Below are 12,632 nucleotides of genomic sequence, written 5' to 3'. Positions count from 1 at the left end.
TAAAAAGTGAAGTCTATAAACAAACGAAATCCGGAAACAAAAATAGGGGAAGAGCGTGCCCTTCCCCTATTAAACGCTGCCAGGCCGTTACTGCTTGGCAGCGGATCGATTCGTGATCGATGATAGAGCTTAAGCGATCACAGGGATGCTTTGGCTTTCTCAACAACCGCAGCAAACGTTTGCTGCTCGTTCATGGCCAGGTCGGCCAGAACTTTACGGTCGATTTCCACGTTGGCCTTTTTCAGGCCAGCGATCAAGCGGCTGTAAGACAAGCCATTGGCACGGGCACCGGCGTTAATACGCGCAATCCACAGTGCGCGGAAGGCGCGCTTGCGATTACGACGGTCACGGTACGCATACTGACCTGCTTTGATAACCGCTTGCTTGGCAACGCGGTACACACGACTACGGGCACCGTAGTAACCTTTAGCCTGCTTTAGAATCTTCTTGTGACGACGGCGTGCAACCACACCACGTTTAACACGAGCCATACTATAATCCTTCTACCTTAAAAACCGTTTGGGGTGCGCTGTGCTCTAAACTCCGAGCATGCGCTTTACGGAAGCCACATCAGACTTGGAGATAAGCTTGGTTCCACGCAGCTGACGCTTACGCTTCGGGCTTTTCTTGGTCAAGATGTGACTGGTGAAGGACGACTTGTGCTTGAAGCCGGTGGCCGTTTTCTTAAACCGCTTGGCCGCTCCACTTTTCGTTTTCATTTTCATTTTCGACATTTGTTAAAACTCCGCATTCTGTTTTTTTGATACATCGACTGTAAACCTGAAACACAAATCCCCCGCCTTTGGCAGGGAATAAGCAACAACAGCAGGCTTACTTCTTTTTGCGGGGCGCGATAATCATGGTCATCTGGCGGCCTTCCATTTTCGGACGCATCTCTACAGTTGCCATTTCTTCCATGTCTACTTCAATGCGTTCCATGAGTTTCATACCAATTTCTTGGTGTGCCATCTCACGGCCACGGAAGCGAACAGTGATTTTGCCGCGGTCCCCGGCTTCAAGGAAACGTACCAGGTTGCGTAGTTTTACCTGATAATCCCCTTCTTCAGTTCCTGGACGGAACTTAAGCTCTTTGACTTGCGTCTGTCTTTGTTTCTTCTTGGCAACGGCCTTCGCTTTTTTCTCGTCGAAGATCTTCTTGCCATAATCCATTATTTTACAGACGATCGGATCGGAATCTGTCACTTGCACCAGATCCAGGGTCGCCTCCTCTGCCATCCTGAGGGCTTCTGCGATTGAAACGACACCCACTTGCTCGCCTTCGGCGTCAATCAGACGGACTTCAGTTGCATCAATGTTCTCATTGATTGGCGCCTTTGGTGTACGCGCACCCCGATTCGCTCTCTGTTTAATAATTAATTCTCCAACTTGGTTCTGCTCTTGCGCCCAACATCTTCTTGCAGAAGCTGTTCGAACGCTTCGAGCGATAGTGTTCCCAAATCTTCACCTTTGCGGGTTCTCACCGCAACGGTGTTGTTCTCGACTTCTTTGTCGCCGACAACCACAAGAAAGGGAACCTTGTTAATTGTGTGCTCGCGGATTTTAAAGCCGATCTTCTCGTTTCTCAAGTCAGCATTCACCCTAAAGCCCAAAGAATCCCACTTTTTTGCAAGATTCTCGCAATATTCCCGCTGATTATCGGTGATATTGAGGATGGCAACCTGTGTTGGGGCTAGCCAGCTGGGGAATGCGCCTTCGTATTCTTCAATCAGAATACCGATGAAACGCTCAAACGACCCAAGTACCGCGCGGTGCAGCATAACCGGTGTTTTGCGTTCGGAGTTATCCGCCACATATTGTGCGCCTAAACGGCCCGGCATGCTGAAGTCTACCTGAATGGTGCCACATTGCCATACCCGGCCGATGCAGTCTTTCAGGGAAAACTCGATTTTCGGGCCATAAAACGCGCCTTCGCCCGGCAACAGCTCCCATTTCACGCCTTCGCGGTTCAGAGCCTGTTCCAGTGCGGCTTCGGATTTGTCCCAGACTTCGTCAGAACCTACGCGCTTTTCGGGGCGGGTAGACAACTTGTACAGAATCTCGGTAAAGCCGAAGTCTTTGTAGACTTCGTGCAGCAGGTCGATGAACTTCGACACTTCGTTCTGGATGTCGCTTTCTTCACAGAAGATGTGAGCGTCGTCTTGGGTAAAACCGCGCACGCGCATCAGTCCGTGCAGCGCACCGGACGCTTCGTTGCGGTGGCAGGAGCCGAATTCCGCCAGGCGCAAGGGTAAGTCTTTGTAGCTTTTCAGGCCCTGATTGAACACCTGGATGTGGCACGGGCAGTTCATGGGCTTGATGGCGAAGTCGTGTTTTTCCGACTCGGTGGTAAACATGCCTTCTTTAAACTTGTCCCAGTGGCCGGACTTTTCCCACAGCGAACGGGACACAATCTGGGGTGTTTTGATTTCCTGGTAACCGTGGCGATGCAGGATATCGCGCATGTACTGTTCCATTTTCTGATAAATGGTCCAGCCGTCCGGATGCCAGAACACCATGCCCGGAGCTTCTTCTTGCATATGGAACAGGTTCAGCTTTTTGCCGACTTTGCGGTGGTCGCGCTTTTCGGCTTCTTCGATGCGATGCACGTAAGCTTTCAGGTCTTTCTTATTGGCCCAGGCGGTGCCGTAGACACGCTGCAACTGTTCGTTGTTCGTATCACCACGCCAGAACGCACCGGATACCTTGGTCAGCTTGAAGGCTTTCATTTTGCCGGTGCTGGGCACGTGGGGGCCGCGGCACAGGTCGATGAAATCACCCTGGCGGTAAAATGACAGGTCTTCTGCGCCGGGAATGTCTTCAATTATGCGAACTTTGTACTCTTCACCCATGCTGCTGAACAGCTCTACGGCTTCGCTGCGGGACATAACCGAGCGGGAAACCGGCAAGTCTTGCTTGGCCAGTTCTGCCATGCGTTTTTCAATACGGGCCAGGTCTTCGTTGGTGAAGGGGCGATCGTATTTGAAATCGTAGTAAAAACCGTCGTCAATCACCGGGCCGATGGTGACCTGGGCTTCCGGAAACAGCTCTTTGACCGTCATGGCCAACAGGTGGGCGGTGGAGTGGCGGATAACATCAAGGCCGTCTTCGTCACGCTCGGTGATAATGGCGAGTTGGGCGTCGTTTTCGATCAGGTAGCTGGTGTCGACCAGTGTTCCGTCGACTTTACCGGCCAATGCGGCCTTGGCCAGGCCGGCGCCAATGTCGGCAGCCACGTCGTGCACAGTGACGGCTTCGGCAAAACTTCGGTGACTGCCGTCAGGCAGGGTTACTACGGGCATGGTGTGCTCCTAAGGGTGCTCAGCGGTGATCTATACCAGAGACCACTTGTGTAGCGAGGGCGTAGAGCGGGGAAACGTAGAGCGGGTAAACGTACGTAGGGGACAGATTTGAAATCTGTCCCCGCTGCCATGTGCCCGCTGCCATCCGGGGAAGGATTTGAAGTCTGTCCCCTATGTCTCCGCTTTACGCCTTCTTTTGTGGCTGCCGCGATACAACCGCGGTGCCGAGATTGGTGCGGATTCTAACAGAAAAGAACTCGGTGGGTTAATGGCGGGTTCTGCTTAGGTTGTAGAGCGGGACAGATTTCGAAATCGGGGACAGACTTAAAGTCTGTCCCCTAGGGACAAGTGGCAGACCGGGGACGGAAAATCGGGGACAGATTTCGAAATCTGTCCCCTTTGGCTGGGCAGGTGGGGCGTAGAGCGGGACATAAAGCGGGGGCGGATTTGAAATCCGCCCCCTACCTGAGGGTTCTGCTTACTGCATCAGGCCGGCTTCTTTGTAGTATTTGACGGCGCCCGGGTGCAGGGGGGCGCTTCGGGCATCTGACACCATTTCTTCTTTGTTCAGGTTATGAAAGGCCGGGTGCAGGCGTTTGAAGCTGTCGAAGTTTTCAAACACGGCACGCACTACCTGATACACCACATCGTCTGGTACGTCGGTAGACGATACAACGGTGGCTGCAACGCCGAAGGTGGTTACGTCTGCATCGCTACCGCGGTACATGCCACCGGGAATGATGGCTTTGCGGTAGTAAGGATAGTTGTTGATCAGTTTTTTGGTGGCGTTGTTGTCAACGCTGACTATAACGCTGTCGCAGGAGGTGGTGGCTTCTTTTATCGCGCCTGATGGGTGGCCAACGGTGTAGAAGAAGGCGTCGATGTTGCCATTGCACAAGGCCTGGGACTGATCGGCCGCTTTCAGCTCGGCGGCCAGAGCGAATTTGTCCATCTTCCAGCCCATTTCTTTCATCAGCGTTTCGGCGGTGGCACGCTGCCCAGACTCCGGGTCACCAACCGCGACTCGCTTGCCTTTCAGATCTTCAAAGGTGGTGATTCCCGAGCTTTTGCTGGCAACAACGGTGAACGGCTCCGGGTGCATGGAGAAAACCGCGCGCAGTTTTTTGTTGGGGCCGTCGCCCTCAAACTGGCTGCTGCCGTTGTAAGCGTGGAACTGCCAGTCTGATTGGACAACGGCCAGGTCCAGCTCACCTTGGGCCATGGCGTTCAGATTGTAGACAGAACCACCGGTGCTTTTAACTGAGCAGCGAATGCCGTGGTCTTCACGGTCCATGTTGACCAGGCGGCAGATAGCACCACCTGCCGGGTAGTACACACCGGTAACGCCGCCGGTGCCGATCGTAATGAACCGCTGCTCCTGAGCAGAAACCGTGGCAGAGGCTGCACCAAGGCTCAGTGCCGCGGTAATCGCCAACACGGACGCTTTCAGTTTCACCGTCATCTTGGTTGTCCTTTTTACTGTCATGACCCTAAAGCCCCGCGAGCGAGAAAATCCAGCTTTTGGCAGGCTATTAAAACATAGACCCGCCAGCCGGATAAATGAATCTGACCACTTTAGACAGAAGGGACACCAGGCGCCTGAGTAAAAAGAAAAACCGCCCCGGAATTGCTGCCGGGGCGGTTTACTCGGCTAGCTTTTAGCGTTTGCCAGGCGGGCTTTCTCGCGCATCTGTTCCGGCTTCAGCAGGAAGTGCGCCAGCGCCGGCAACAGCCAGATAGAGCCAATCATGTTCCAGATGAACATGAAGAACAGCAGCAAGCCCATATCGGCCTGAAATTTGATGGGTGAGAAAATCCAGGTAACCACACCCAGGCCCAGGGTAATGCCGGTGAATATCACCGCCTTACCGGTGGAGCGCAGGGTTTCAAAGTAAGCTTCCTGCAAGGATTTACCTTCCAGCAGGAATTTCTCCAGCTTGCTGTAAATGTAGATGCCGTAGTCCACACCTATGCCCACACCTAGTGCTATCACCGGCAGGGTGGCCACTTTGATGCCGATGCCGCTCATGGCCATGATGGCTTCCGCCAGCACAGAGGTAAGCCCCAGCGGAACCACGATGCAAAGCACTGCCCGCCAGGAACGGAAGGTGGCTAAGCACAGCAGGCTGACAACACCATAGACGAACACCAGCATCCAGTCTTTGGCTTTGGCGATGACGTCGTTGGTGGCCGCTTCTACCCCGGCGTTACCCGCCGCCAGCAGGAAGGTATGGTCTTCGTTGCTGTTGTTGGCAGCAAAAACTTCCACCGCGTTCACTACGGTTTGCAGGGTTTCGGCTTTGTGATCTTCCAGGAACACCAACGTGGGCGTAAGGCTGCAATCGGTGTTGATCAACCCGGATGGCGCATCACGAATCGAAGCGTTGATGATGGTTTGGTTGCGAGAAATGGCGTACCAGTTCCAGTTACCTTCGTTCAGCGCTTTGGTGACGATTTTCGACACGTCTGCCAGCGAGACGGTGGATTGCACACCTGGCGTGTTTTGTAACTCCCACTGCAAGGTGTCCATGGCCCGCAACACACTGTACTGGGTGCACTGTTCAACCGGGGTTTTCACCATAACCACCAGCACGTCGGCACTGGTGGAATAGTTATCGATAATGAAAGCGTTGTCTGTGTTATAGCGGGAATCGGCGCGCAGTTCCGGGGCGCCTTGGTCTAAATCCCCTACTTTCAGGTCTTGCTTGAGGTAGACACCAACGCCCAGGCCCAGCAGTGCGATCAGCACGGATATAGGCGCAGCTTTTGGGCTGGCAAACGCTGACAGGCGGCGCCATTTTCGATCGGTTTCTTCACCCTGTTTTTGCACGTGGCGAATACCACCGGCGGTAATGCCGATGTACGACATAAGCAGCGGGTGCAGAACCAGGTTGGTGATGATCACGATAGCCACGCCCAAGCCTGCGGCTACGGCCAGGTCTTTGATAACGTCGATATCGATAAACAGCAGCGTTAAGAAGCCAAAGGCATCGGAAATCAGCGCCAGCATGCCGGGAATGTAAAGGGCCCGAAACGCCAGGCGAGCGGCGTTGAGCGGGTCAAAACCGCGTGCGGCTTCTACCGCCATGGCGTTCACCAGCTGCACCCCGTGGCTTATGCCAATGGCAAACACCAGAAACGGCACCAGCACCGAATACGGGTCTAGCCCGTAACCCAGTATTTTTAGCGCCCCTAACTGCCAGAATACCGCCACAATGGACGTCAGCACCGGCACCAGAGTGCCGGCGATGCAGCGGGAGTACCAGAACAGCAACAGCGTGGTCAAAGCAATGGTGATGCCGGCAAACCAGGCAATCGCGCCAATACCTTCAATCAGGTCGCCGACTTTTTTGGCGAAGCCGACGATGTGAATACTGACGTTCGGATTCTGAGCCTGGTACTTTTCCCGAATCTTCTCTTCCAGCTGGCGGGAAAAAGCAGCGTAGTCGAGGGGTTCACCGGTTTGCGGGTCGTTTTCGTACAGCGGTGCGTACACGATGGTAGAGCGGAAGTTATCGGATATCAAGCGCCCCACTTCGCTTGAACGCAATACGTTCTGGCGCAGCTGCTCCAGGCTTTCAGCAGAACTGCCGTCGTAATTGTCCGGGATGATGGTGCCGCCCTGAAAACCCTGCTCGGTGACCTCTACCCAACGCACGTTGGGGGTCCATAGGGATTTCAGGCCGCTGCGATCAACACCGCTGAGATAGAACACTTCGTCGGTGATCTGGCGCAGAGTTTCCATGTACTCTTCGGTAAAGATATCGCTGCCGTCTTTTGTGGCCACGGCAATGCGCACGAAGTTACCCAGGTTCTCTAAGTCGTCCCGGTGTTCCAACATGTTCACGATGTACGGGTGTTCCAGGGGAATCATCCGCTCGAAGCTGGCATCGGGCTGGATTTTAACCGCGTTGTAGCCCAGAAATGCGGTCAGCACCGCGAACAAAACCAGTATGGTGATGCGGTTGTTGAAAATCAGCCGTTCCAGAAAGGGCTCGGCTTTGGGTGTGGTGAGGTAGTGTTCGCCTCTGGCATGCTTTGGATTTGTCATTCAACCGCCCCTTGTTCTTCCATACCTGCGTCACCTTCCACCAGAACTACGCCGCCCTCGCCAACCAGCAACAGACTCTGCGGGCCATTTATCACAACACCCATCAAGCCCAGGCGATCGGCTCGCAGGGTTTCCTTGAACTCGTCATTTGCGCCATTGCGAATCACCAAGGTGCCGTTGTTACCCACCAACACCAGGCGTTCGCCGGCACTGGCGCCATCATTCAAGGTGGTGCTGGAGCCGGTTTGTAAGCGTTCCCAACTTTGGCCGTTATCGGTTGTGTGCATCACTGTGCCGCGCAGGCCAAAGGCCAGCGCTTCACCGCTGTTGCCAGTGCCTGTCACGCCAAACAGCGAGCCTTCGTAGCCGCTGTCGCGGCGATCCCAGGTGATGCCGTTGTCTTCAGACACGTGAATTTGCCCGGCTTCACCGGCAATCACCAGCGCTCCACCAGCGATTTTGGTGATGGCATTGAGGTGATATTTGTCGCCATTGTCCAGTTTTCGCGCCCAGTCCTGCCATTGGTTGCCACCATCAGCGGTGTGAAAAATCATGCCGTAGGCGCCAATCACAAAGCCGTGGCTTGCATCTTCAAACCACACGTCCAGAAACGGGTTCACCGGCCCTACAGACAGATCTGCCTGCATGTTTTCGAGGCCAAACACCAGGTCGTCCAGTGCCCATTCCAGATCGCCGACGTCTTCTTCCGCAGCGGTTTCGAGGCGCTGCTCCGTAGTCTCGATTTCCTGCTGTACACCGGCAATGGCCAGATTGGCGGCCTGAATGCCGGTCATCTGCAGAGTCCAGTTAGACCCGCTGTCGCTGCTGTGCAGCACCGCGCCGCTATGCCCCACGGCCCAGCCGTGGCTGGCCGAGCCAAAATCAACCCCGGTGAGGGTGACCGACACCGGCACGCTGGCTTGGGTCCATTTTGCGCCGCCGTCATCGGAGTAGATGATGTGGCCGCGTTCGCCGACGGCTACCAAGCGCTCGCTGTCGCCTGCGCGCGCAACGTCGTTCAGCAAACTGACCGTGGCCAATTCGGTGCTGCGAGCGGGTGTTTCCAGTAAGTCAGCGACGGCGAATGCCGTTGAAGGTGTTAAAACGCAGAGCGCAGCCAAACTAATGGCGGCAGCAAACCCCGGGCAGGCGCAGGTTGGACGCCTGTTGCGTATGGCCATTCGATTTCCTATTGCTGGTGTTGTTGTATTTGATATGCGTAAAGCGCTGCAATGGGTTGAGTGTAGTGCATTTCTGGCAAGTTGCTATCGCCCGAAAGTGCGATTTTTATGGTGGGGCGGGGGATTTGGGGGAAACAGCGGAGACGGACTTGTAAAGCGGGGGACGTGTAGAGCAGGGACGGATTTGAAATCCGTCCCCTTGTGATGGAACGACTAGTCCGCCAGGCTTTTGTGTACTACTTCGTACAAATCCCGGGACAGGTTTTCTTTGTCGCGAATTTGCATTAGCGCTGTCTGCATCTGCTGGCTGTACTCGGGGGCGAATTTGCGCCAGCGGGTCAGCGGGCCTACGAGCCGCGCGGCAATTTGCGGGTTGCTGTCGTCTAGTTTGCAGACCTGGTCCGCCAGGAACTGATAGCCGGAACCGTCCGGGTTGTGGAAGTTCACTAGGTTCTGGCCGGCGAACGCACCGATCACCGCGCGGATTTTGTTGGGGTTTTTCCAATCAAACGCCGGGTGTTCCAGTAACGCGTGAATGTGTGACAGCTGCCCGGTGCGACGGCTGGCCGCCTGTACCGAGAACCACTGTTCCACCACTTGGGGGTCGTGCTGAAAGGTCTGGTAAAAATCGTTCAAGGTGGTCGCACGATCTTCGTCGTAACCGGAGTTCACAAACGCCTTCAGGGCGCCCATGCGGTCGGTCATGTTGTCGGCGTCGCGATACTGACCTAAACCCAGAGAGCGGCCTTCTTCGTCATTAATCAGCAGCAGCCAGGCCAGCGCGGTGTTGCGCAGGCTGCGACGGGCAACGGCTTCGGGGCCAAGTTGGTACGAGCCGCTGTCGATGTTGCGGCGGTAGCAGGCCACCAGTTCGTCGCGCAAGGCAATCGCCAGGTGCTTCAACACCCGGCGGCGGGCCCGGTGAATAGCAGGCACGTCGGCGCCATCCGTCAGTTCGGCCAGATAAGCCACCGTGGGCAGCACCAGCATTTTGGCCACCAGCGCCTGATCCAGATCGGAATCGCTGATCAAGTGGCGGAAAGCGCCCACCAGGCGAGCATCTACGGTGACGTCTTTTGGCGCGCCAATCATCTGCTGGATAACGTCTATGGCCAGGCGTTGTCCTGCGTCCCAGCGGTTGAAGCCGTCTGAGTCGTGGTTCATCAGGAACAGCAGCTGTTCGCGGGTCCACGGATAGCTCACCCGCACCGGTGCTGAAAAGTGCCGCAGCAGGGATGGCACCGGGCGTTCGCTGAGGCCGTGAAATTCAAAGCTGTGGCTGGCTTCGGTGAGTTCCAGCACGCGCTCTTGCGGTGCGTCGCCGCTGGCCAATTCCTCGGCACTTAACGCCAGCGCCAAAGCTTCACCGCGGCTGCCCAACAGGCCCAGGGCAAAGGGAATGTGCTGAGGCTGCTTGTTGGTTTGGCCCGGAGTGTCTGGCAGGGTTTGTTCAATGTGCAGGCGATAAACGCCGGCGCTTTCATCGTATTCGTCACTGATCGCCAACTGCGGCGTACCGGCTTGCTGATACCACAAGCGGAACTGGCCAAGGTCGCGGCCTGAAGCGTCTTCCATGGCTTTGACGAAGTCGTCCGTGGTCACGGCCTGGCCGTCGTGGCGTTCAAAGTACAGGTCACTGCCTTTGCGGAACAGATCCGGCCCCAGCAGGGTGTGAATCATACGCACCACTTCGGCGCCCTTTACATAAATGGTCAGGGTGTAGAAGTTGGTGATTTCCATGTAAGACGCCGGGCGCACCGAGTGAGCCATGGGGCCTGCGTCTTCGGCAAACTGGGCGGTACGCAGCACAGTGGCACCTTCAATACGCTTGACCGTGGCCGAGCCCATGTCCCCAGAGAACTGGGTGTCGCGGAACACGGTAAAGCCTTCTTTCAGGCTGAGCTGGAACCAGTCACGGCAGGTAACCCGGTTGCCGGACCAGTTGTGAAAATATTCATGGGCGACAATGGATTCAATGCGCTCGAACGCCATGTCTGTCGCTGTTTCCTGGCTGGCCAGTACGCACGAGGAGTTGAATATGTTCAAGCCCTTGTTTTCCATGGCGCCCATGTTGAAATCATCGACTGCAACGATCATGAAAATGTCGAGGTCGTACTCGCGGCCGTAGGTCTTTTCGTCCCAGGCCATGGCGCGTTTCAGGGAGTCCAGCGCGTACTCGCATTTTTCAGAGTTGCGCGGCTCTACGTACATGCGCAGGTCTACGGTGCGGCCGCTCATGGTGGTAAAGCTGTCCTGCTTTTCCAACAGGTCACCGGCGACCAGAGCAAACAAATAAGCCGGTTTCGGGAACGGATCTTCCCAGGTCACGAAGTGGCGGCCATCGCTCAGGTCGCCCTGCTCGACGGGGTTGCCGTTCGACAAAAGCACCGGATAGGCGGTTTTGTCCGCTTCGATGCGGGTACTGAATCGGGCCATCACGTCTGGACGGTCCGGGAAATAGGTGATGCAGCGGAAACCTTCGGCTTCGCACTGGGTGCAGAACATGGCGGCGGATTTGTACAGGCCTTCCAGGCGGGTGTTGTTCTGCGGCTCTATCCAGGTGATAACTTGAAGAGTGAATTGCTCCGGCACCTGGTTAACGGTCAACAGCTCGTCGCTGACGCTGTAGTTGCTCTGGGCCACAGCCTCGCCGTTCAATACCAGGCTTTCCAATTTCAGGCTGTCGCCGTGAAGTTGCAGGGGCGCGCCGGTTTCCTGGCTTTCCTGGAAATCGGGGTTACGGCGAAAAGCCAAGGTGCTGTGCACCCGTGCGCCGTCTTCGAACAGTTCAAACCGCAGGTCGGCGGTGTCCACCAGATAGGCGGGCACCTTGTAATCGCTCAGGTAAATGGTTTGCGGCTGATTGCTAGGCATTGCTGTCTCCCGTGTTCGCCGGTGCGCAGAAGCGGACTTGATAACCGGTGTATTTGCGAATGTTGATCACGCCCGTGTCCAGAATCAGGTACTGGCCTTTTACGCCCTGCAGTACGCCAGACACGCGGGGTGTTTTGTCCAGATTGTGTGATGTTACTTTTTGTGGCCAAACGTCTACCGGATAGCTTAAACCCAGAGACGGTTCCTGCACCGCACGGATGCTGTCTGGGCCATGTTCTGCGCGCAGGGCGTCCAGTTCTTCGGCCACCAGGGCCAGCAATTTGTCGCGTTCTGCGGCCAGGTTCAGCTCGGTGGTTTCGCCTTTCAACATGGTACGCCAATTGGTGCGATCTGCCACGTGGGCTTTGCAGGCCACTTCCACGAAACCGGACAACTGGCGGGTGGCAACGCGCAACATGGGGATGGCGTCTACTGCGCCCTGGTCAATCCAGCGGGTAGGCACTTGGGTGCCGCGGGTGATACCGACTTTTAAACCCGACGAGTTGGCCAGGTAGACTACGTGCTCGACCATGCAGTTGGCCTGCCCCCATTCGGGTTCGCGGCAAGTGCCCAGGTGAAAATGACACTTTTCCGGGCTCATGATGCAGCTGTCACAGGCCGCCAGCTTACGCATGCAGGGAAAGCAGAAACCTTGGCTGAAGCTTTTTTTGGTGACGCGGTCGCAGTTGATGCAGCGGATAATGCCGTCAAACTCGATACTGACGGACTGGCCGATCAGTTCGTTCAGTGCGACATGATCATCACCCAGGCGCAGTTGGTACTGCACTGGAGAGCTGACTGGATTGCCGGCACTGGCGGGCATTTTACGCAGGCGGCCGCTAACGTCCACCGGATTTACAGGTGCTTGATTCAAACCTTTACCTCGGTGTACTGCTCGGAGCCGTCGCTGTCGTCGCTGTCGTTATTTACAGAGCCATTTACAGTGCCATTTAAAGCGTCATTTTTAACAGCGTTTTTGGCGGCTTTTTTCTGCAGGCGCACAGTGGGGTCGCAATCGGTGCCGGCTTTGGCGCCGCGGTCTATGTAACCCGTGCGCTCTTCTTCCGGCATGTTGTGGGTGTTTTCGTAGTGAATTACCGCTTCCAGGCTGATGGAGCGCTGCTCTCGGCTAACTTTGCGGCCATCGGGCCATTTACCCAGCTCAATAGACTGACGCAGGCTGCCGTAGACGTTCGGATCTAGCCGTTCAATCAATTCTTCGTAAGT

10 protein-coding genes are annotated in these 12,632 nt (G+C 55.8%); all 10 read right to left on the bottom strand.

The window, feature by feature from the left end; all coding sequences use genetic code 11:
* Window positions 1–137: 137 nt before the first annotated feature.
* Window positions 138–491, bottom strand: coding sequence for a 50S ribosomal protein L20 (gene rplT / locus MELB17_RS17060; RefSeq protein ID WP_007351562.1), 354 nt, complete (start codon window positions 489–491; stop codon window positions 138–140).
* Window positions 492–536: 45 nt separating this feature from the next.
* The gene (gene rpmI, locus MELB17_RS17055; protein WP_198136511.1) at window positions 537–725 is read right to left on the bottom strand and encodes a 50S ribosomal protein L35; all 189 of its coding nucleotides are present in this window, start codon (window positions 723–725) and stop codon (window positions 537–539) included.
* Between the two features lie 106 nt (window positions 726–831).
* A complete protein-coding gene (infC, locus tag MELB17_RS17050) occupies window positions 832–1,371 on the bottom strand; it encodes a translation initiation factor IF-3 (protein ID WP_083796421.1) in 540 nt (179 codons plus the stop codon).
* 2 nt (window positions 1,372–1,373) lie between these two features.
* Window positions 1,374–3,299: a threonine--tRNA ligase gene (thrS, locus tag MELB17_RS17045; RefSeq protein ID WP_007351559.1), complete on the bottom strand. Its 1,926-nt coding sequence runs from the start codon at window positions 3,297–3,299 to the stop codon at window positions 1,374–1,376.
* A gap of 478 nt (window positions 3,300–3,777) precedes the next feature.
* Window positions 3,778–4,761, bottom strand: a complete 984-nt coding sequence (locus MELB17_RS17040; RefSeq protein ID WP_007351558.1) for a TAXI family TRAP transporter solute-binding subunit — start codon at window positions 4,759–4,761, stop codon at window positions 3,778–3,780.
* Between the two features lie 189 nt (window positions 4,762–4,950).
* On the bottom strand, window positions 4,951–7,350 hold the full coding sequence (locus tag MELB17_RS17035; RefSeq protein ID WP_007351557.1) for an efflux RND transporter permease subunit: 2,400 nt from the start codon (window positions 7,348–7,350) through the stop codon (window positions 4,951–4,953).
* Window positions 7,347–8,531 (bottom strand): WD40/YVTN/BNR-like repeat-containing protein, encoded by a 1,185-nt coding sequence (locus MELB17_RS17030; protein WP_007351556.1) that lies wholly within the window; start codon window positions 8,529–8,531, stop codon window positions 7,347–7,349. The genes MELB17_RS17035 and MELB17_RS17030 overlap by 4 nt, the downstream gene beginning before the upstream one ends.
* Before the next feature lie 213 nt (window positions 8,532–8,744).
* Window positions 8,745–11,405: an aminopeptidase N gene (gene pepN / locus MELB17_RS17025; RefSeq protein WP_007351555.1), complete on the bottom strand. Its 2,661-nt coding sequence runs from the start codon at window positions 11,403–11,405 to the stop codon at window positions 8,745–8,747.
* Window positions 11,398–12,279 (bottom strand): DUF2797 domain-containing protein, encoded by an 882-nt coding sequence (locus MELB17_RS17020; protein ID WP_007351554.1) that lies wholly within the window; start codon window positions 12,277–12,279, stop codon window positions 11,398–11,400. The genes pepN and MELB17_RS17020 overlap by 8 nt, the downstream gene beginning before the upstream one ends.
* On the bottom strand, window positions 12,276–12,632 hold a 357-nt coding region (locus tag MELB17_RS17015; protein WP_007351553.1), incomplete at its 5' end, for a YeaC family protein. The genes MELB17_RS17015 and MELB17_RS17020, both read right to left, overlap by 4 nt.

Source organism: Marinobacter sp. ELB17 (genome assembly GCF_000169375.1).
Lineage (GTDB): Bacteria > Pseudomonadota > Gammaproteobacteria > Pseudomonadales > Oleiphilaceae > Marinobacter.
The sequence above is the reverse complement of the archived record's forward strand: the minus strand, read 5'-3'. Positions and strand labels throughout refer to the sequence as shown.

Coding starts and splice junctions, on each gene's coding strand:
- rplT (WP_007351562.1), bottom strand. CDS start 491: ATGGCTCGTGTTAAACGTGGTGTGGTTGCACGCCGTCGTCACAAGAAG.
- rpmI (WP_198136511.1), bottom strand. CDS start 725: ATGAAAATGAAAACGAAAAGTGGAGCGGCCAAGCGGTTTAAGAAAACG.
- thrS (WP_007351559.1), bottom strand. CDS start 3,299: ATGCCCGTAGTAACCCTGCCTGACGGCAGTCACCGAAGTTTTGCCGAA.
- MELB17_RS17040 (WP_007351558.1), bottom strand. CDS start 4,761: ATGACGGTGAAACTGAAAGCGTCCGTGTTGGCGATTACCGCGGCACTG.
- MELB17_RS17035 (WP_007351557.1), bottom strand. CDS start 7,350: ATGACAAATCCAAAGCATGCCAGAGGCGAACACTACCTCACCACACCC.
- MELB17_RS17030 (WP_007351556.1), bottom strand. CDS start 8,531: ATGGCCATACGCAACAGGCGTCCAACCTGCGCCTGCCCGGGGTTTGCT.
- pepN (WP_007351555.1), bottom strand. CDS start 11,405: ATGCCTAGCAATCAGCCGCAAACCATTTACCTGAGCGATTACAAGGTG.